At 74.2% G+C, this 18,118-nt stretch carries 21 protein-coding genes and 1 tRNA gene; 11 read left to right on the top strand and 11 right to left on the bottom strand.

Features of this window, described 5'->3' with window-relative positions; translation table 11 throughout:
- Positions 1-21 precede the first annotated feature (21 nt).
- Both O2W17_RS13970 and O2W17_RS13975 read right to left on the bottom strand, forming a co-directional pair.
- Positions 22-1,089: an alpha/beta fold hydrolase gene (locus tag O2W17_RS13970; RefSeq protein ID WP_269193024.1), complete on the bottom strand. Its 1,068-nt coding sequence runs from the start codon at positions 1,087-1,089 to the stop codon at positions 22-24.
- A 134-nt stretch (positions 1,090-1,223) separates the two neighbouring features.
- Positions 1,224-1,724, bottom strand: a complete 501-nt coding sequence (locus tag O2W17_RS13975; protein ID WP_269193025.1) for a hypothetical protein — start codon at positions 1,722-1,724, stop codon at positions 1,224-1,226.
- A 356-nt stretch (positions 1,725-2,080) separates the two neighbouring features.
- On the opposite strand from O2W17_RS13975, the gene O2W17_RS13980 reads away from it, so the two are divergent.
- The 5 genes from O2W17_RS13980 (at position 2,081) to O2W17_RS14000 (ending at position 5,781) form a co-directional block, all read left to right on the top strand.
- Positions 2,081-3,667, top strand: a complete 1,587-nt coding sequence (locus tag O2W17_RS13980; RefSeq protein ID WP_269193026.1) for a BCCT family transporter — start codon at positions 2,081-2,083, stop codon at positions 3,665-3,667.
- A gap of 80 nt (positions 3,668-3,747) precedes the next feature.
- A tRNA-Met gene (locus O2W17_RS13985) sits at positions 3,748-3,824 on the top strand.
- Positions 3,825-3,956: 132 nt separating this feature from the next.
- Positions 3,957-5,267, top strand: a complete 1,311-nt coding sequence (locus tag O2W17_RS13990) for a cytochrome P450 (protein ID WP_269193027.1) — start codon at positions 3,957-3,959, stop codon at positions 5,265-5,267.
- Positions 5,264-5,482, top strand: a complete 219-nt coding sequence (locus tag O2W17_RS13995; RefSeq protein ID WP_269193028.1) for a ferredoxin — start codon at positions 5,264-5,266, stop codon at positions 5,480-5,482. The genes O2W17_RS13990 and O2W17_RS13995 overlap by 4 nt, the downstream gene beginning before the upstream one ends.
- Positions 5,483-5,490: 8 nt before the next feature.
- Positions 5,491-5,781: a GNAT family N-acetyltransferase gene (locus O2W17_RS14000; RefSeq protein WP_269193029.1), complete on the top strand. Its 291-nt coding sequence runs from the start codon at positions 5,491-5,493 to the stop codon at positions 5,779-5,781.
- A gap of 42 nt (positions 5,782-5,823) precedes the next feature.
- On the opposite strand, the gene O2W17_RS14005 is transcribed toward O2W17_RS14000, so the two are convergent.
- Positions 5,824-6,330, bottom strand: a complete 507-nt coding sequence (locus O2W17_RS14005; RefSeq protein ID WP_269193030.1) for a VOC family protein — start codon at positions 6,328-6,330, stop codon at positions 5,824-5,826.
- A gap of 107 nt (positions 6,331-6,437) precedes the next feature.
- On the opposite strand from O2W17_RS14005, the gene O2W17_RS14010 reads away from it, so the two are divergent.
- Positions 6,438-7,307, top strand: a complete 870-nt coding sequence (locus tag O2W17_RS14010) for a polysaccharide pyruvyl transferase family protein (RefSeq protein ID WP_269193031.1) — start codon at positions 6,438-6,440, stop codon at positions 7,305-7,307.
- Positions 7,308-7,342: 35 nt separating this feature from the next.
- On the opposite strand, the gene O2W17_RS14015 is transcribed toward O2W17_RS14010, so the two are convergent.
- Positions 7,343-7,606: a helix-turn-helix domain-containing protein gene (locus O2W17_RS14015; protein ID WP_269193032.1), complete on the bottom strand. Its 264-nt coding sequence runs from the start codon at positions 7,604-7,606 to the stop codon at positions 7,343-7,345.
- Positions 7,607-7,652: 46 nt separating this feature from the next.
- Between O2W17_RS14015 and map the strand changes: the two genes are divergently transcribed.
- Both map and O2W17_RS14025 read left to right on the top strand, forming a co-directional pair.
- On the top strand, positions 7,653-8,423 hold the full coding sequence (gene map / locus O2W17_RS14020; protein ID WP_269193033.1) for a type I methionyl aminopeptidase: 771 nt from the start codon (positions 7,653-7,655) through the stop codon (positions 8,421-8,423).
- A 43-nt stretch (positions 8,424-8,466) separates the two neighbouring features.
- The gene (locus O2W17_RS14025) at positions 8,467-8,784 is read left to right on the top strand and encodes an antibiotic biosynthesis monooxygenase family protein (RefSeq protein WP_269193034.1); all 318 of its coding nucleotides are present in this window, start codon (positions 8,467-8,469) and stop codon (positions 8,782-8,784) included.
- A 3-nt stretch (positions 8,785-8,787) separates the two neighbouring features.
- Here O2W17_RS14025 and O2W17_RS14030 read toward each other — a convergent pair whose 3' ends face one another.
- From O2W17_RS14030 to O2W17_RS14045, 4 genes are read right to left on the bottom strand one after another with little or no spacing between them, the layout of a single operon-like run.
- A complete protein-coding gene (locus tag O2W17_RS14030; protein WP_269193035.1) occupies positions 8,788-9,924 on the bottom strand; it encodes a cystathionine gamma-synthase in 1,137 nt (378 codons plus the stop codon).
- Positions 9,921-11,303, bottom strand: a complete 1,383-nt coding sequence (locus tag O2W17_RS14035) for a cystathionine beta-synthase (protein ID WP_269193036.1) — start codon at positions 11,301-11,303, stop codon at positions 9,921-9,923. The genes O2W17_RS14030 and O2W17_RS14035 overlap by 4 nt, the downstream gene beginning before the upstream one ends.
- Positions 11,304-11,339: 36 nt before the next feature.
- Positions 11,340-12,512 (bottom strand): zinc-dependent alcohol dehydrogenase, encoded by a 1,173-nt coding sequence (locus O2W17_RS14040; protein ID WP_269193037.1) that lies wholly within the window; start codon positions 12,510-12,512, stop codon positions 11,340-11,342.
- Between the two features lie 28 nt (positions 12,513-12,540).
- Complete coding sequence (locus O2W17_RS14045) at positions 12,541-13,491, bottom strand: SRPBCC family protein (RefSeq protein ID WP_269193038.1); 951 nt, start codon at positions 13,489-13,491, stop codon at positions 12,541-12,543.
- A gap of 102 nt (positions 13,492-13,593) precedes the next feature.
- On the opposite strand from O2W17_RS14045, the gene O2W17_RS14050 reads away from it, so the two are divergent.
- Positions 13,594-14,631 carry an aldo/keto reductase gene (locus O2W17_RS14050; RefSeq protein ID WP_269193039.1) on the top strand — a complete coding sequence of 346 codons (1,038 nt, stop codon included), beginning with the start codon at positions 13,594-13,596 and terminating at the stop codon, positions 14,629-14,631.
- An 8-nt stretch (positions 14,632-14,639) separates the two neighbouring features.
- On the opposite strand, the gene hisN is transcribed toward O2W17_RS14050, so the two are convergent.
- Together hisN and O2W17_RS14060 are read right to left on the bottom strand one after the other, a co-directional pair.
- Positions 14,640-15,422 carry a histidinol-phosphatase gene (hisN, locus tag O2W17_RS14055; protein ID WP_331254303.1) on the bottom strand — a complete coding sequence of 261 codons (783 nt, stop codon included), beginning with the start codon at positions 15,420-15,422 and terminating at the stop codon, positions 14,640-14,642.
- A gap of 52 nt (positions 15,423-15,474) precedes the next feature.
- Positions 15,475-15,657 carry a DUF2795 domain-containing protein gene (locus O2W17_RS14060; RefSeq protein ID WP_269193041.1) on the bottom strand — a complete coding sequence of 61 codons (183 nt, stop codon included), beginning with the start codon at positions 15,655-15,657 and terminating at the stop codon, positions 15,475-15,477.
- 53 nt (positions 15,658-15,710) lie between these two features.
- Between O2W17_RS14060 and O2W17_RS14065 the strand changes: the two genes are divergently transcribed.
- Positions 15,711-16,247: a DUF2087 domain-containing protein gene (locus tag O2W17_RS14065; protein WP_269193042.1), complete on the top strand. Its 537-nt coding sequence runs from the start codon at positions 15,711-15,713 to the stop codon at positions 16,245-16,247.
- Positions 16,248-16,369: 122 nt separating this feature from the next.
- On the top strand, positions 16,370-17,128 hold the full coding sequence (locus O2W17_RS14070; protein ID WP_269193043.1) for a hypothetical protein: 759 nt from the start codon (positions 16,370-16,372) through the stop codon (positions 17,126-17,128).
- Here O2W17_RS14070 and rsgA read toward each other — a convergent pair.
- Positions 17,122-18,114, bottom strand: coding sequence for a ribosome small subunit-dependent GTPase A (rsgA, locus tag O2W17_RS14075; RefSeq protein WP_269193044.1), 993 nt, complete (start codon positions 18,112-18,114; stop codon positions 17,122-17,124). The two genes, O2W17_RS14070 and rsgA, sit on opposite strands and share 7 nt — an antisense overlap.
- Positions 18,115-18,118: the final 4 nt, after the last annotated feature.

An 18,118-nucleotide genomic window follows, 5' to 3' on the forward strand; every position in this document is an offset into this window, starting at 1 on the left:
CGACCGGGGCACGCCGGGCCTTCAGGTGCCGGCGTCCTCGGCCCGGTCGAGGAAGTCGTACAGGGTCTCGGCGAAGCGGCCGGCGCCCGCGTCGAGGAAGGGCGCGTGCCCGGACCCGGGCAAGGTGAGCCTGCGGACGGAGCCGCCGGCGCTGCGGTAGGCGTCCACCAGGGCACCGATCTGCGCGACCATCTGCTGCGGTGGGAAGACGTCCGCGCCCGGCCACCCCGGGACCTGGCCGGCCTGGCCGAGCGCTCCCATCTCCCACGGCGAGCCGTCCGCGATGACCACGTCACGCTCGCCGTGCACCCACAGGAGCGGCGGCTTGGGCTCGACGTCGAGCAGGCCGGACCAGTCGCAGAACTTGGGCGACAGCGCGTTCAGGATGCCGCGCGTCCCCGGCGCGACACCGGGCCAGTTCTCGGACGGCTCGGCGTCGCCGGGGTAGCCGTCGTCACCGGTCTCGGACATCAGCACCTCGTCGAGCAGCACGGACTCGCGCTCCGGGGGCATGGTGAAGTCCGGCGGCCAGTAGGACGAGCGCAGCACGTTGAGCGGTGACGTCGGTGACTCCTGCGACCGGTCGCCGGATGCCAGCCGTGCGGTGAAGTCGGGGTTGCCCGTCCCCCCGCCGCTGCCTGCGAAGTCCGGGAAGCAGGGCGTGCCGTCGTCCCGGACGCCCCCGAAGCCGTGCGGGGCGACGGGGTCGATGAGCGTCAGGCTCGCCACCGGTCGCTGCTGGGCGAGCGTGGCGACCGCGGCGCCGCCGGTCGACCAGCCGGCCACGTGCACGGGCCGGGTGATGCCCAGGGCCCGCAGCAGCGCTTCCGTGTCGTCCGCCCAGTCCCGCAGGCCACGCGTGGCGTCCAGCGGCACCCGTTCGGTGCGCCCGAAACCGCGCATGTCCGGCGCGATCAGGCGGTACCGGCCGGGCGCCGCGAGCATCAGCTCGTCGTAGAAGCGGCCGGTCGACAGGTTGCCGTGCAGCAGCACCACCGGGACGCCGTCGGAGGGACCGCTCTCGTACACGTGGACGGACAGCCGCTCGGTCTCGACCGTGCGGGCGGACAGACCTGCGGGGAGCTCCATCAGCGGAACCTAGCGAGACGGGTGCGACCGGGTCCAGCGCCGGCTGCGCGCGGAACCCGGCCGGTCGAGTGGGAAGGTCCTGGTCGGAGCGCTGCGCCCACCCGCTTGGACCGGGTCCCGCCCTCGGGGATCGCTCAGACCGTGCTGAGCCGCTCGTCGGCGGTACGGGCGTCGTCGGCTTGCCGGGGAGTCCGCCGGTACGGCGTCGGGCGCGGCCGCGCGGGTGCCCCGGCCGGGTGCGTCCGCCCCGCCGGTGGGGTGGGCCGCTCCGCGGCGGGGGGCGTCACCGCGTGCGCGGGCGGCCGCGGGCGGCTGGTCAGCGCGGCCAGCAGCGTGTGCGGGCGGGTGCGGTCCGCCTCCGCCAGCGGGGCCCGGGCCTCCATCGGGCGGGCGAGCGCCGCAGGGAAGGGTTCGCGCCGCGGCGGGTGCGCCGGGTCGGGCAGGCGCAGCTCGGCGAGGTCCTTCCACGTCGAGTGCCGCAGCCCGTCGATCGTGCACCGGACGCGAGCGCAGACGCGACCCTCGGGGGTGTGCCGCCAGCCGAGCAGTTCGCCGGAGTACCAGATCCCGCGGTGGTGGATCTCGACCGGCTGCGGGTCGCCGACGAACCGGCCCGCCGTTCCGTCCCCCGCCACGAGCCGGACTCTAGGTGGGTCGGTGGCACGGGCGCCGAAGGCGCGCACCGTGTCCGCGGCCGGTGTGGCGACCGGTGTCCCTCTGTTCACACGGGCCCGTGCCGACCGCCCGGCGCCACACCCGCGCCGCCGGCGCGACGCGGAGCACGTGGCGGCCGCCGGCCGGCACGGAGCGGCCCACGCCGGCGACGATCGAGGCGGTCGCCGTGGCCGGGGCGGGACGAGCGTGGGCCTTCTCACGCGCCGGGAGGTGCGGGATGCCGCATGCTCCTGGAGTCTGGGAGGTCGTCGCCACCGCTGCTGCGGAGCGAGGTGACCGCCCGCCCGCCATCCCCTACCGAAGGACCCCCCCGCTCGTGCGAAGAACATCCGCCGTCTTCTGGGCCTCGCTGGCCATCGTGCTCCCCGTCGTGGTGTGGGGAGCGGTGTGGCCGGAGGCCCTCGACTCCGCGACCGGCTCGGCGCGGACCTTCGTCGTCGACCGGTTCGGCTGGTTCTACCTGCTGACGGCGACGATCGTGCTGGTCGCGGTGATCGCCGTGGCGGTCTCGCCGTGGGGGCGGGTGCGGCTGGGTGCCGACGACGACCGGCCCGAGTACAGCACCCGCGCCTGGTTCGCGATGCTCTTCAGCGCCGGGATGGGCATCGGCCTGGTGTTCTGGGGCGTCGCCGAGCCGGTGTCGCACTTCCTCACCCCGCCGACCGCGGAGCCGGGGACCACGGAGGCAGCCCGCGACGCGCTGCGGTACTCGTTCTTCCACTGGGGCCTGCACCCCTGGGGCATCTACGCCGTGCTGGCCCTGGCGCTGGCCTACGCGCGGTTCCGCCGTGGCTGGAAGGCCACCATCAGCGGTGCGCTGCGACCGCTCCTCGGCGACCGTGTCGACGGTCCGCTGGGCGCTGCGGTGGACACGATCGCCGTGGTCGCCACCGTCTTCGGCGTCGCGACCTCGCTCGGCCTGGGAGCCGCGCAGATCAACGGCGGGCTCGCGTCGCTCGCCGACGGGATCGCGATCGGTTCCGGCGTGCAGCTCGCCATCATCGCGGTGGTCACCGTCCTGTTCCTGATCTCCGCCCTCTCCGGGATCAACCGCGGGATCAAGTGGCTGTCGAGCGCGAACGTCGTCCTCGCCGTGGCGCTGTTCGCCTTCGTCCTCCTCACCGCGTCCTCCGGGCGGCTGGTGGGCGCCTTCACCACGACCCTCGGCAGCTACCTCGCCGAGCTCCCCACGATGAGCCTGCAGACCGGCCCGTTCGATCCCCAGCGGTCGGAGTGGATCAACAGCTGGACGATCTTCTACTGGGCGTGGTGGATCTCCTGGTCGCCGTTCGTGGCGACCTTCATCGCGCGCATCTCCCGCGGCCGCACCGTCCGCGAGTTCGTCGTCGGCGTGCTGGCGGTGCCGACGCTGGTCAGCGGCCTGTGGTTCTCGGTCTTCGGGGGCGCCGGGATCCTGGCCGAGCAGGACGGCGCCGAGCTGGCCGGCCAACCGACCGAGTCGCAGCTGTTCGGGCTGCTCGACACGTTGCCCGGGGGGCTGGTGGCCGGGATCGGGGCGATGATCCTCATCGTCACCTTCTTCGTGACCAGTGCCGACTCCGCCACCTTCGTGCTCGGGTCGCTCAGCAGCCGCGGCGGGCAGGACCCGGCGCGGGTCGTGAGCGTGATCTGGGGCCTGGTGATCTCGGCCTCCGCCGCTGCGCTGCTGGTCAGCGGTGGACTGGGTGGGGTGCAGACGGCCTCCATCATCGCCGCCTTCCCATTCGCGATCGTGCTGCTGCTGGTGCTGGTCTCGCTGGTCAAGGCGCTCGGGCAGGAACCGCGGGTCCCGCGGCGGGAGAGGGGTGGCGAACCGGCCCCCATCGTCGCTCCGACGGCGGACGGGGCCGCTCCCGACGGGGTGACGGCCGCCGTGCCGGCCCGCAGGTCGCACCCGTCCTAGCGCCGAACGGCCCCGTGGTCGCCCGACCACGGGGCCGGCGGACGCGCCCCCCGACGAGGGTGTACAGTGGGATCTACCGACGCGGGGTGGAGCAGCTCGGTAGCTCGCTGGGCTCATAACCCAGAGGTCGCAGGTTCGAATCCTGTCCCCGCTACCACGACGAAGGCCCGGTCACGGATGTGACCGGGCCTTCGTGCATCTGCCCGCGCGGCCCGGCCGCGGTGTGTTGTGTGTCACCGTGATTCTTTCTAACGTGCGGAGCACGATCGCCGCTCAGGGAGGACCGCTCGTGTCCGTCGACGCCGTGCCAGGGACCGTTCCGCCGTCGCGCAAGGTGGGCGCCGCCGATCTCGGCATCGACCTGTCCGACCGGGACTTCTGGGAGCGCCCTCCGGCCGAGCGGCACGCTGTCTTCGACCGGCTGCGCCGGGAGCGCCCGTTCGCCTTCTTCGCCGAGCCGGAGATCCCGAACCTGCAGGTCGGCCCGGGGTACCACGCCGTGACCCGCTACGCCGACCTGGAGGCGATCAGCTGCCGGCCGGCCGTCTTCTGCTCCGGCGAGGGCGCGGTCTCCATCCAGGACATCCCGGCCGACCTCAACGAGTTCTACGGCTCGCTGATCAGCATGGACGATCCGCGGCACGCCAAGATCCGCCGGATCGTGGCGAAGACCTTCACCCCGCGGATGCTCGAGCGGGTCGTGGACTCGGTGGCCGGGATCGTCGACGACGTCCTCGCCGGGGTGCGCCGGAAGGCGGCCGAGGGGGACGGCACGTTCGACGTCGTCGCCGACCTCGCCGCGCCGATCCCGCTGCGGGTCATCTGCGACATGATGGGCGTACCGGAGGAGGACCGGGCCATGGTGCTGGCCAAGTCCAACGTGATCCTCGCCGGCGGCGACCCGGAGCTCGTGGAGAACGAGGAGGACCCGCTCACCGGCGTGCTCATGGCCGGGATCGAGCTGGCCGCGCTCATGGAGCGGCTCGCCGCCGAGCGGGTGCGGGAGCCCACCGACGACCTCACCACGGCGCTGGTGACCACCGACGTCGACGGCGAGCGGCTCAGCCACCAGGAGATCGCGTCGTTCTTCATCTTGCTGCTGGTGGCCGGCAACGAGACCACCCGCAACGCCATCTCGCAGGGGCTGCTGGCACTGCAGGAGCACCCCGACCAGCGGGCCCGGTGGATGGCCGACCCAAGCCTCACCCGGACGGCGGTCGAGGAGATCGTCCGGTGGACCAGCCCGGTCACCTGGATGCGTCGCACCGCCACCCGGGACGGCGAGGTGAACGGCTACCGGTTCGCCGAGGGCGACAAGTTCCTGCTCTTCTACGCCGCCGCCAACCGCGACCCGGAGGTGTTCGCCGAGCCGCACCGGTTCGACCTGGCGCGCGACCCCAACCCGCACGTCGGCTTCGGGTCGAAGGGGCCGCACTTCTGCCTGGGCGCGCACCTGGCCCGCCGGGAGCTGGCGGTGACCTTCGCCAAGGTGTTCGAGCAGTTGCCCGACCTGGAGGTCACCGGCCCGCCGGCCCGGCTGCGGTCGTCCTTCGTCAACGGGCTCAAGCGGCTCCCGGCCCGGCTGACGGACGCCCGGTGAGCCGGCTGGAGGCCGACCTCGAGCGGTGCGTGGGGGCCGGGGCCTGCGAGGCGCTGGCACCCGACCTGTTCGAGGTGGGGGACGAGGGCACGGTGATCGTGCTGCGCCCCCACCCGGAGGGCGGCGACGTGCGCGACGCCGAGGAGGCGGTGCGGCAGTGCCCGACGCAGGCGCTCCAGCTCGTCGCGGAACAGCCGGCCCCCGCGGCCGGTTGACCGCTGTCATGGAGAACACCGTCACCGACGTCCCCGAGTCCGACCGCTTCGAGATCCGCGACGGCGACCGCGTGCTGGGGGTGGCCGCCTACGAGCGTCGCGGCGAGACCCTGGTGTTCACCCACACCGAGGTCGACCCCGACGCCGGCCAGTCCGGTCTCGGCAGCACGCTCGTGCGTGCCGCCCTCGACGAGGTGCGGTCGCGCGGCGGCTCCGTCGTGCCGCGCTGCTCGTTCGTGGCCGGCTGGATCGACCGCCACCCCGACTACGCGGACCTCGTCGCCGACACCGACCGCTGAGCCCGTGGCCGGTGGGGTGGCCGAGCCGCCCCACCGGCCCTCTCACAGGACCTTCGAGCCGTACATCTCGCCGAGCGGGTCGGCGATGAGCTCGATGCGGGCGCCGTCGGGGTCGCGGAAGTAGACCGAGACGCCGCTGTGCACCTCGTGCCCGACGCCGGCCTCGGCGAGCCGCTGCACCAGCTGCTCCCACCGCTGCGGGTCGACGCTGATCGCCATGTGGTGCAGCCCGCCGAGCACCTCGGCGTAGGGGCCGACGTCCAGACCGGGGAAGTCGAAGAAGGCCAGCAGGTTGCCGTTGCCGATGTCGAAGAAGAAGTGCGAGGACCCGGGATAGTCGCGGTTCTCGATCAGCTCGGTCAGCGGGAAACCGAGCACGTCCTGGTAGAAGCGCACCGTCCGCTCGACGTCGCTGCTGATCAGGGCGGTGTGGTGCAGCCCTCGGGCGGTCGACGCCGGCCGTTGCCCGGCGGGGCGCAGGTGGGCATCCCGGATGCGGGCGCGCTCGGCCTCGAGCGCGGTCAGGTCACGGTCGTCGGGTGTGCTCACGGCTGGGTTCCTCCTGGTTCGCGGGCGGCTACCGCCGTCAACCGGTGAGACGGTGATCTCGTTCCCCGGGCGGGCCGCCCGCCGACCCGGCTGCGAAGGTGGAGGCCATGCGCGTTCTCGTGGCCGGGTGGTTCAGCTTCGACGAGGTGATCGCCACCGTCGGCGACGAGCTGGGGGCCGACGCCGTGGCCGGCTGGCTCACCGACCTGGGCATCGACCACGACGTCGCGTGGGCGCCCTACCTGGAGCGGGGCGTGCACTGGCGCGACGCCGATCCCGCCGACTACACGCACCTGGTCTTCACGACCGGGCCGGTCGGCGATCTCGCCCCGCTGCGGGAGCTGACCACCGCGTTCGCCGGCGCGCAGCGCTGGGCGGTCAACGTCTCCGTCGTCGACGACGTCGCCCGGACGATGTTCGACGCCCTGTGGGAGCGGGACGCCCCCGGCGTCAGCCGGCCGGATCCGGCGATCGAGGGGCCGGTACCCGAGGCCCCGGTCCTGGCCGTGGCCTTCGCGCCCGTGCAGGGCGAGTACGGCGACCGCAGCCGGGCCGACCGGGTCCGCGGCGTGATCGAGGAGTGGCTGGCCGCGCGGGCCCTGCCCTGGTTCCCGATCGACACCGACCTGTTCGACAAGCCGCATCCCCGTCGCCCGGCGCAGGTCGAGGCCCTCCTGCGCCGGTGCGACGTCGTCGTCAGCATGCGGCTGCACGGGATGGTCCTCGGGCTCAAGCACGGCCGCCCGGTGATCGCCTGCGACGCCGTCGAGGGCGGGGCGAAGGTCACCTCCCAGGCGCAGGCCCTGGAGTGGCCGCTGGTCCTCTCCGCGGACGAGGTGACGTCGGAGGCGCTGGACGCCGCCCTGGCGCGCTGCCTCGGCGGCGAGCTCGCCGGCGCGGTCACGCGGGCCCGGGAGCGCGGCGCGGCCGGCAACGACCTCGCGCGCGAGTGGTTCACCCGGCAGCTCGGCCGCTGAGCGGTCGCTGCGCAGGCGTGTCCACCCGGAGCGGGTCAGGCGGACAGCGCGGTGCCGGTCCCGTCCAGCGCGCCGGCCAGCTCGTCGAGGGGCAGGTCCAGGGCGCGGGCGAGGGCGGCGACGGTGAAGAACGTCGGCGTCGGCACCCGGCCGGACTCGATCTTGCGCAGCACCTCCAGGCTCACCCCGGACGCCACCGAGACCTCCGCCGGGCTGCGGTCGCCGCGGGCGGAGCGGAGCAGCGCGCCCAGCCGGCGGCCGCGGTCGCGCTCGGCGGGGGTCAGCGGGGGGCGCACCATGACCGTGATACTAATACCGGGATACCAATACCGGAAGGACGACGACGTGATCGAACTGCGCACCCCCGGTGAGATCGATGCGATGCGGGCCGCAGGTGCCGTGGTGGCCCAGATGCACGCCGCCGTCCGGGCCGTCGCGGCCCCGGGCGTCCGGCTCACCCAGCTCGACGCGGTGGCCCGCGACGTGCTGGCCGACGCCGGCGCGACCTCGCCGTTCCTCGGCTACGCGCCCCTCGCCACCACCCCGCCGTTCCCCGGCGTGGTGTGTCTGTCGGTCAACGACGTCGCGCTGCACGGCATCCCGACGCCCGAGGTCCTCGAGGACGGCGACCTGCTGAGCGTGGACGCGGGCGCGGTGCTCGACGGGTGGGTCGGCGACGCGGCGATCACCTTCCCGGTGGGCACGCCGCGGCCCGAGGACCTCGCCCTCGTGGCGACCACCGAGCGGGCGCTGGCGGCGGGCATCGCGGCGGCCGTCGTCGGCAACCGCGTGGGTGACATCTCCGCGGCGATCGGTGCGGTCGGCCGGGCCGGCGGGTGCGGCATCAACACCGACCAGGGCGGCCACGGGGTGGGGCGCACCATGCACGAGGCGCCGTCGGTCCCCAACGAGGGCCGGGCCGGGCGCGGCGTGCCGCTGCGCGCGGGGCTGGTCATCGCGATCGAGCCCTGGTTCCTCGCCGGCGGTTCCGACGACTACACGGTGGACGCCGACGGCTGGACCCTGCGCAGCGCCGACGGCAGCCGCGCCGCGCACGTCGAGCACACGGTCGCGGTGACCGCGGACGGCCCGCGCATCCTCACCGCGCCGCGCTAGGAGCCGCCGCGGCAGCCCACCGGCGGGCCGTACGGTGCAGGGCGTGATCCTCGAGCACGCGGAGCTGTCCGTGGCACCTGGCCGCGAGGCCGAGTTCGAGGCGGCGTTCCGGTCCGCTTCCCCGATCATCTCCGCGTCGCCGGGCTTCCGGCGGCTGCTGCTGTCCCGGTGCGTGGAGCGGGAGAACGTCTTCCTCCTGCTCGTCGAGTGGAACAGCCTCGAGGACCACACCGAGGGCTTCCGCGGCTCGCCGGGGTACCAGGAGTGGCGGCGCCTGCTGCACTCCTTCTACGAGCCGTTCCCCGTGGTCGAGCACTTCCGCCCGCTGTTCATCGTCGGGCCCACCGTCCCCGGCGCCTGAGGGTCAGCCGAGGGCCTGCTCGAGGTCGGCCAGGAGGTCGTCGACGTCCTCGATGCCGACCGACAGCCGCACCAGGTCCGCCGGCACCTCCAGCGGGGAGCCGGCGGCGCTGGCGTGGGTCATCCGGTGCGGGTGCTCGATCAGCGACTCGACGCCGCCGAGCGACTCGGCCAGCGTGAACAACCGGGTCCGCTCGCAGACCGCCAGCGCCGCGTCCTCGCCGTCCCGGAGCCGGAACGAGATCATGCCGCCGAACCCCGACATCTGCCGGGCCGCCGTCTCGTGGCCCGGGTGGTCGGCCAGCCCCGGGTAGAGCACGGAAGCGACGTCGGAACGGCCGACCAGGAACTCCGCGATCCGCGCCGCGTTGGCGCAGTGCCGGTCCACCCGGATACCGAGCGTCTTGAGGCTGCGCAGCACGAGCCAGGAGTCGAACGGCCCCGCGACCGCGCCCATCGCATTGTGGTTGTACGCCAGCTGCTCGCCGAGGGTGGCGTCCCGCGTGACGAGGGCGCCCCCCACGACGTCGGAGTGCCCACCCAGGTACTTCGTCGTCGAGTGCACGACGACGTCCGCGCCCAGGGTGAGCGGCCGCTGCAGGTAGGGCGAGGCGAAGGTGTTGTCGACGACGAGCAGCGCACCGGCCTCGTGGGCGACGGCCGCCGTGCGCTCGATGTCGGTGATGTTGAGCAGGGGGTTGCTGGGCGTCTCGCACCAGACGACCCGCGTCGTGGGGCGGATCGCGGCGCGCAGGGCATCGGCGTCGTCGAGGTCGACCGGCGTGTGCTCCAGGCCCCACTCCGACAGCACGCGGGAGATCAGCCGGAACGTCCCGCCGTAGGCGTCCCCGCCCAGCACGATGTGGTCGCCGGACCGGCAGGCGGTGCGCAAGAGGGTGTCCTCCGCGGCGAGCCCGGAAGCGAACGCGAGCGCCGTCGTGCCCTCCTCCAGCGCGGCCAGCGCCTCGTGCAGCGCGTCGCGGGTCGGGTTGCCGCTGCGGCTGTACTCGTAGCCACCGCGCAGCCCGCCGACGCCGTCCTGTTTGTAGGTGGTGGTCAGGTGCAGCGGGGGGATGACCGCGCCCGTGGCCGGGTCGGGCTCCTGCCCGGCGTGGATGGCGCGGGTGTTGAAGCCGGTCACCGGGTCACCCCCGTCAGGTGGCCCAGCACGTCCTGCCGGGTGACCACGCCCGCGGGCTTGCCGTCGACGTGCACGAGGAGCGCGTCGGCCGCGCCCAGCTGGGCCACCGCCGCGCTGACCGCCTCGCCGGAGCCGACGATCGGCAGCGGCGGCGACATGTGCTTCTCCACCCGGTCGGCGAGCGTGGCGCGGCCGGCGAAGAGCGCGTCGAGCAGCGTCTTCTCGTCGACCGAGCCGACGACCTCGCCGGCGGTGACGGGTGGCTCGGCCCGGACGACCGGCAGCTGGCTGACGCCGTACTCGCGCAGGATGTCGATCGCCTCCCGCACGGTCTCGTTCGGGTGGGCGTGCACCAGCGTCGGCGTCGCGCCGGACTTGGCGTGCAGCAGCTCGCCGACGGTCTCGCCGCCGGACGCCTCGAGGAAGCCGTAGTCGGCCATCCACGCATCGTTGAAGATCTTGTTCAGGTAGCCGCGGCCGCCGTCGGGCAGCAGCACCACGAGGACGTCGTCCTTCGACAGGCGCTCGGCCACGCGCAGCGCCGCCACCACCGCCATGCCGCAGGAGCCCCCGACCAGCAGCCCTTCCTCACGGGCCAGCCGGCGGGTCATGGCGAAGGAGTCGCCGTCGGAGACGGCGACGATCTCGTCGGCGACGTCCCGGTCGTAGGTGGTGGGCCAGAAGTCCTCGCCCACGCCCTCGACCAGGTAGGGGCGGCCGGTACCGCCGGAGTACACCGAGCCCTCGGGGTCGGCGCCGATGACCTGCACCCGGCCGCCGGAGGCCTCCTTGAGGTAGCGGCCGACGCCGCTGATCGTCCCGCCGGTGCCGGCGCCGGTGACGAAGTGGGTGATCCGGCCCTCGGTCTGCGCCCAGATCTCCGGCCCGGTCGTCTCGTAGTGCGAGCGCGGGTTGTTCGGGTTCGAGTACTGGTCGGGCTTCCACGCGCCGGGCGTCTCGCGGCTGAGCCGGTCGGACACGGAGTAGTAGGACCGCGGGTCCGCCGGGTCGACCGCCGTGGGGCAGACGACCACCTCGGCGCCGTAGGCCTTGAGCACGTTGACCTTCTCCTGCCCGACCTTGTCCGGGCAGACGAAGATGCACCGGTAGCCGCGCTGCTGGGCGACCAGCGCCAGGCCGATGCCGGTGTTGCCGCTGGTCGGCTCGACGATCGTGCCGCCCGGCTCCAGCTCACCGCTGGCCTCCGCGGCGTCGACCATGCGGACGGCGATCCGGTCCTTCACCGACCCGCCGGGGTTGAGGTACTCGACCTTGGCCAGCACCAGCGGTGCGTCGGGGCCCAGGTGGCGGGTCACCGACGAGAGCTTCACCAGCGGGGTGTCGCCGACCAGGTCGACGACGGACTCGGCGTACTGCACGGGGGGTGTCCTCCTCGGCCGTGGCTGCGCGTGGGCTCAGGGCTTGAGGACGACCTTGTTGCTGCGGTCCTCCTTGTCGCGGAACATCCGGTAGGCCTGCGGGGCCTGCTCCAGCGGCAGCGTGTGCGAGACGACGAAGCTGGGGTCGATCTCGCCGTTGCGGATCCGCTCGTACAGCGGCTTCAGGTACCGCTGGACGTGGGCCTGGCCGGTCTTCACCGTCAGCGACCGGTTCATCAGCGAGCCGATCGGGAACTTGTCCATCAGCCCGCCGTAGACGCCGACGATCGAGACGGTGCCGCCGTTCTTCACCGCGAGGATCGCCTCGCGCAGGGCGTGCGGCCGCTCGGTCTCCAGCATGGCGGCCTGCTTGGCCCGGTCGTAGGCGTGGATGGCGGTGCTCGGGTGGTGGGCCTCCATGCCGACGCAGTCGATGGCGGCGTCGGGTCCGCGCCCGGCGGTCAGCTCCTGCAGGGCGTCGAGGACGTCGACGTCCTCGTAGTTCAGGACGTCGGTGGCCCCGGCCTCGCGCGCCTTGTCCAGCCGGTAGTCGAACCGGTCGATGGCGACGACCCGCTCGGCGCCGAGCAGCTTGGCGCTGGCGACGGCGAACTGCCCGACCGCGCCGGCGCCCCAGACGGCGACCACGTCACCGGGGGAGATGTCGCAGTTGTCGGCGCCCATGTAGCCGGTCGGGAAGACGTCGGTGAGGAAGAGCAGCTGCTCGTCGGTGAGGTCGTCGTCGACCACGAGCGGGCCGACGTCGGCGAACGGCACCCGGGCGTACTCGGCCTGACCGCCGGGGTAGCCGCCCATCATGTGCGAGTAGCCGAAGATCCCGCAGGGGGAGTGGCCCATGACCTTCTCGGCGATGCGGGCGTTCGGGTTGGAGTTCTCGCAGACGGAGAACAGCCCCTGGCGGCAGGAGTTGCAGCTGCCGCAGGCGATCGGGAAGGGGACGACGACCCGGTCGCCGACGCGCAGGTTGCCCACGCCGCGACCGACCTCGACCACCTCGCCCATGAACTCGTGGCCGAGGATGTCGCCGGAGCGCATCGTCGGGATGAAGCCGTCGTAGAGGTGCAGGTCGGAGCCGCAGATCGCGGTCGAGGTGACCTTCACGATGGCGTCGCGGTCGTTCAGGATCTGCGGGTCGGGGACCTCGTTGACCTCGATGTGCTTCTTGCCCATCCACTGGGTGGCGCGCACGGGGGTGTCCTTCCGGAGACGGGGTGGATCAGGAGCGGGCAGCCGCGGGTCGCTGGGCGGCCAGCCGGCCGGCCCGCAGGCCCTCGGGGGTGGCCTCGGAGCGGACGACCTGCCCGGTCTCGAGCACCTGCTTGAAGCGGGTCAGGTCGTCGCGCACCTGCTGCTCCGGCGACTCGCCGAACATGCCGGCGACGACCTTGCCGAGGCGGCCACCGGGCTGGGCGTAGGCCAGCCGCACCCGCACCTCGGTGCCCCGGTTCCCGGGCGCCGGGCGGAACTCCACGGAGCCCGCGTTCTCGATGCCGGCGCCGGGCAGCGACCGCCACCGGATGCGCTCGCCGGGGGAGTCCTCGACCACCTCGGCGTCCCACTCGACGGTCCGCCGGCCCGGGGCCTCGGCGACCCAGTGCGAGCGGGTGCCGCCGTCGCGGGTGCGCACCTCGCGCACGTGGGCCATGAACTCGGGCAGCCGGGAGAAGTCGCGCCAGTGGTCGTAGACCTCCTGCGGGTCCTTGCCCACGGTGGTCGCCGACGAGACGTCGACGGCGCCCTTCCAGGGGGCCGAGGAGGGCAGCAGGTCCCGGGCGGGCCCGCGGCTGCCGGCGCGGCGGGACCGCACGGCGGTGAGCAGGTCCAGGGCGGCCAGGCCCGCGACGGCGGCGGTGGCGTTGCGCAGCCGGCGCCCGCGTTCCCCGCCCCGGGAGGAGAGGGCGAGGCCCATGGCGGAGAGGTCGACGGCGTCACCGGCCACCCGGGTCCAGGCCCAGCCGGGGCGCCCGGCCAGCAGCGGCAGGGCGTGCACCAGCTCGCGTGCGCCGACCAGCGGGATCACCGACAGCGCGGTCGCCGAGTCGTCGACGCCGGCGAGCCGGGCGACGCCCCTCGGGTCCCGGAGCATGGCGACCCCGAGGCCGGTGCTGGCCAGCCCCAGGACGCGGGCGGTGCGGCGCAGGCCGGGACGGTTGCGGCTCGAGCTCATCGGGTCCTCCGGTTCGGTCGGTGCCCCCGAGCGGCTACCCCGCGGTCACCTGCGGAAACCGGCGGTGGCGGGCCCGAGGGGAGGCGGACGAGGATGCGGGGCATGGCTGCCTCGCTCCCCGCGCCCGTCGGTACCCGCACGCTCGGCCGCGAGGGGCTGGTGGTCTCCGCCCTCGGGCTCGGCTGCATGGGCATGAGCCAGATGTACGGGCCGGCCGACCGGTCGGAGTCCCTCGCCACCGTCCACCGGGCGCTGGACCTGGGCATCACGTTCCTCGACACCTCCGACGTCTACGGCAGCGGGCACAACGAGGAGCTCGTCGGCCAGGCGATCGCCGGCCGCCGGGACGAGGTCCAGCTGGCCACCAAGTTCTCCCTCGCCCGCACCGCGGACGGGGGCATGACGATCGACGGCCGGCCGGAGAACGTGCGCGCCTGCGCCGAGGCGAGCCTGCGCCGGCTGGGCGTCGAGACCATCGACCTGTACTACCAGCACCGGGTCGATCCCCGGGTACCGATCGAGGACACCGTCGGCGCCATGGCGGAGCTGGTCGCCCAGGGCAAGGTGCGCCACCTGGGGCTCTCGGAGGCCAGCGCCGCCTCGATCCGCCGGGCCGTGGCGGTGCACCCGATCGCCGCCCTGCAGAGCGAGTGGTCGCTGTGGACCAGGGACATCGAGGTGGCCGGGGATGGGGGCGACACCGTCCTCGCCGTCGCCCGGGAGCACGGCATCGGCATCGTGCCGTTCAGCCCGCTCGGCCGTGGCTTCCTGACCGGGGCGATCACCAGCCCGGCCGACTTCGGCGACGACGACTGGCGCCGCGGCCACCCGCGCTTCACCGGGGAGGCGTTCGCGGCCAACCTCCGGCTCGTCGACGCCGTCCGCGACCTCGCCGTCGGCAAGGGCGTGCCGCCCGGGCAGCTGGCGCTCGCGTGGGTCCTCGCCCAGGGCGACGACGTCGTCCCGATCCCGGGCACCAAGCGGCGCAGCTACCTGGAGGAGAACGCCGGGGCGGCGGCCGTGGAGCTGACCGCGGAGGAGCTGGCCCGGCTGGACCGGATCGCCCCTCCCGGCGTGGCCGTGGGCGGCCGGTACACCGACAGCTCCTACGCGTACGGGGACAGCCCCGAGCGGACCTGACCCCGACCTCAGGCGGGGGCGGGCCGGCCTCCGGTCCGCAGCCGCTCGAGGGCGGCGTCGTGCAGCTTGCCGTTGGTGGCCAGGGCGCTGCCCCCGGCCGGCCCGGGGGCGCCGGTGACGTCGGTGAACCGGCCGCCGGCTTCCCGCACGATCACGTCCAGGGCGGCGAGGTCCCAGATCGAGACCTCGGGCTCGCAGGCGATGTCCACCGCGCCCTCGGCCAGGAGCACGTAGCTCCAGAAGTCGCCGTAGGCGCGGGTGCGCCACACCGAGCGGGTGAGGCCGAGGAACCCGTCGAGCCCGCCCCGCTCCTCCCAGCCCGACAGGCTGGAGTAGCTGAGGCTGGCGTCACCGAGCTGCGCGACCTCGGACACGCGGCAGCGGGTCGCCGACTCGAGCCGGCGACCGGTCCACGCACCGACGTCCTTGGCCGCCCACCAGCGCCGGTTCAGCGCCGGTGCCGAGACGAGGCCGACCACCGGCTCGTCGCCGTCGAACAGGGCGATGAGCGTGGCCCACACCGGCACGCCGCGGACGAAGTTCTTCGTGCCGTCGATCGGGTCGAGCACCCAGCGGCGGGACCCGTGGCCGGTCGTGCCGAACTCCTCGCCCAGCACGGCGTCCCGGGTGCGGGCCCGGCTCAGCGTGATGCGCAGCATCTCCTCGACCGCCCGGTCGGCGTCGGTGACCGGGGTCAGGTCCGGCTTGGTCTCGACCGTCAGGTCCTGCGCCTTGAAGCGCTCCATGCTGATCGAGTCGGCCTGGTCGGCCAGCACGTGTGCCAGCCGCATGTCCTCTGAGTAGCCCCGACCCGACGTCATGGGCACCCAACCTAGCGGGCGGTCAGTCGAAGACGGCGGAACTGACCCCGCTCGGGCCCTCGTACTCGCGGTCCTCGATCTTCTTCAGGGCGTCGACGACCTCCTTGTCGCCGCCGTGCGACTCGGCGTGCCTGACGATGTCGTCCTTGCCGGCCGGGTAGTCGATGCCGGACAGGGCCTTCTGGATGTCGATGGGGCTCACCATGCCCGGCTCCGTACCCGGGCGTCCGCCGCCGATGCACCGATTACCGTCGGGGCGTGGACGCGGCGACGATCGCGGGGCTGCTCGCAGACCCGGTACGGCTGAAGGTGGTCGCGGCCCTCGCGCTCGGTGCCGGCACGATCGAGGAGGTCGCCGAGACCGCCGGGCTGGGGCTCAAGGAGGTCGCGCTCGCGGCCCGGCGCCTGGCCCGGGCGGGGCTGGTCGGCCGCGACGGCCACGCCCTGTCGCTGCACACCGAACGGTTCGGCGCGGCCGCCCGTGCGGCAGCGGAGGCGGCGCCGGCTCCGGAGCCGCTGTCGGACGACCCGGCGGCCGATGCCGTCCTGTCCGCCTTCGTCCGGGACGGCCGGCTGGTCTCGATCCCCGCCCAGCGCGGCAAGCGGCTGGTGGTCCTCGACCACCTGGTGCGGGTCTTCGAGCCCGGGGTGCGCTACCCGGAGCGCGAGGTCAACGCGCTGCTCGCCGTCTGGCACCCCGACGTAGCGGCGCTGCGCCGCTACCTGGTCGACGAGGGTCTGCTCAGCCGGGACGCCGGCGTGTACTGGCGCAGCGGCGGCTACGTGGAGGTCTGAGGCCGCGGGCCCGCCGGTCGTCGGCCTGCGGTGTCCCGGGCGGTCGACAGCACGACGGGCCGACAGGTGGTGGTGTCGACAAGTCGCTCGTCAGCGGCCCGCCGGCGACGCAGACTGGCCGGGTGCTCACCCCGTCGGCCGATGCCTTCGCCGCCCTCGCGCGCTCCTCGCCGTGGCGGTGGACGACGCTGCGGTTCTCCGTCAGATGGCCGCAGGACCCGTGGAAGCCCGGTGCCGTCCGGGCGTGGCTGCGTCGTCCGGACGCGCTGCGCGTCGAGACGGTCGACGGGGCGCTGCTGCAGGTGGTCCGGGAGCCGGCGCGGGACGCGGAGCCGCAGCCCCGGCTGCGGCCGGACGGGCTGGTGGCGGAGCGGCGCGAGGCGTGGGACCACTCCCTCGACGACCCGATGCACCAGGACTACCACTGGGTGGCGATGCTCGACCCGGCGGAGCTCGCCGACGGCCGCGATCCGGACACCGAGGTGCTGGTGGCCGCACTCGAGGTGGACTCCATGGCGGAGGTCGAGCACGGTGGACGTCCGGCGTGGGAGGCGGTCGTCCTGCCGACGGACGCCTACGAGCCGCGCTGTGGCTGCTGTCCGTTGCTCCGCTCGCGCGACGTGGACCTGGACGAGTACCGCGACCACCCGCAGCACGTCCTCGCGACCTACCCCGACGCCTTCCGGGTGCGGCTGGACGTGCAGACGGGCGTCTGCGTGCTGACCGAGGCGATCGGGGGAGAGGTCGCGGGACGGGGTCACGACCTGCGGATCGAGGCGGTGGACGGGCCGATGGCCGACGACCTGTTCGTCGAGCCCCGCCGGGAGCGCCTCCGCCGCCGCGGCTGGAGCCCGTACCCGGCGCGGCCGGGCGTTCAGTAGCCGGGGCCGACCTGGCCGACCGCGCCGAGCAGGACCCGCAGGGCGGTCAGCTGCTCCTGCCGGCGCGGCGGGCCGGCCGCGGCCCAGGCGTCGAGCGCGCAGTCGGGGTCCTCGGCGGTGTGCCCGCACCCGGGCGGGCAGTCGGTGGCGGCCTCGGCGATGTCCTCGAAGGCGGAGAGGACGTCGTCCGCGGTGACGTGGGCCAGGCCGAACGACCGGATGCCGGGGGTGTCGATGACGGTGCCGCCGCCGGGCAGGTCGAACAGCACGGCCGACGACGAGGTGTGCCGGCCCTTGCCGATCTTGCTGACGTCACCGGTCGCCCGGAGCGCGTCGGGCACCAGCCGGTTGACCAGCGTGGACTTCCCGACGCCGGACTGGCCGACGAAGACGCTCATCCGGTCGCGGAGCCGGCCGACGAGGTCCTCCAGCGGGAGCTCCCGGGACATCGGCACCGCGTCCAGGCTCAGCCCGGCGTAGCGGTCCAGCAGCTGCTTCGCCGACGCGAGGTCGGTCTTGGTGAGGCACAGCAGCGGCTCGAGGCCGCCGGCGTAGGCGGCGACCAGGCAGCGGTCGAGGAAGCCGTACGCGGGCTCGGGGTCGGTGACCGAGGTGACGACGACGAGCAGGTCGGCGTTGGCCACGACGACCCGCTCGGTGGGGTCGGTGTCGTCGGCGGTGCGGCGCAGCGACGTCGCCCGCTCCTCGATGACCACGATCCGGGCGAGGGTGTCCGTGCGCCCGCTGGTGTCGCCCACCACCCGCACCCGGTCGCCGACGACGACGCCGTGCCGCCCGAGCTCCCGCGCGCGCATGGCGGTCACGTCGACGGCCTCGCCGCCGGGCCCCTCGACCCGGACGGTCATCCGCCCGCGGTCGACGGCGATCACCAGTCCGGGGACGGCGTCGGCGTGGGTGGGGCGGGTGCGGGTCCGGGGGCGGGAGCCGCGGCGGCTCGGCCGGACCCGGACGTCGTCCTCGTCCATCCGC

It is taken from the genome of Blastococcus sp. VKM Ac-2987 (assembly GCF_026967805.1).
Lineage (GTDB): Bacteria > Actinomycetota > Actinomycetes > Mycobacteriales > Geodermatophilaceae > Blastococcus.

Coding starts and splice junctions, on each gene's coding strand:
- O2W17_RS13970 (WP_269193024.1), bottom strand. CDS start 1,089: ATGGAGCTCCCCGCAGGTCTGTCCGCCCGCACGGTCGAGACCGAGCGG.
- O2W17_RS14000 (WP_269193029.1), top strand. CDS start 5,491: ATGGAGAACACCGTCACCGACGTCCCCGAGTCCGACCGCTTCGAGATC.
- O2W17_RS14010 (WP_269193031.1), top strand. CDS start 6,438: ATGCGCGTTCTCGTGGCCGGGTGGTTCAGCTTCGACGAGGTGATCGCC.
- O2W17_RS14015 (WP_269193032.1), bottom strand. CDS start 7,606: ATGGTGCGCCCCCCGCTGACCCCCGCCGAGCGCGACCGCGGCCGCCGG.
- O2W17_RS14045 (WP_269193038.1), bottom strand. CDS start 13,491: ATGAGCTCGAGCCGCAACCGTCCCGGCCTGCGCCGCACCGCCCGCGTC.
- O2W17_RS14050 (WP_269193039.1), top strand. CDS start 13,594: ATGGCTGCCTCGCTCCCCGCGCCCGTCGGTACCCGCACGCTCGGCCGC.
- hisN (WP_331254303.1), bottom strand. CDS start 15,422: ATGCGGCTGGCACACGTGCTGGCCGACCAGGCCGACTCGATCAGCATG.
- O2W17_RS14060 (WP_269193041.1), bottom strand. CDS start 15,657: ATGGTGAGCCCCATCGACATCCAGAAGGCCCTGTCCGGCATCGACTAC.
- rsgA (WP_269193044.1), bottom strand. CDS start 18,114: ATGGACGAGGACGACGTCCGGGTCCGGCCGAGCCGCCGCGGCTCCCGC.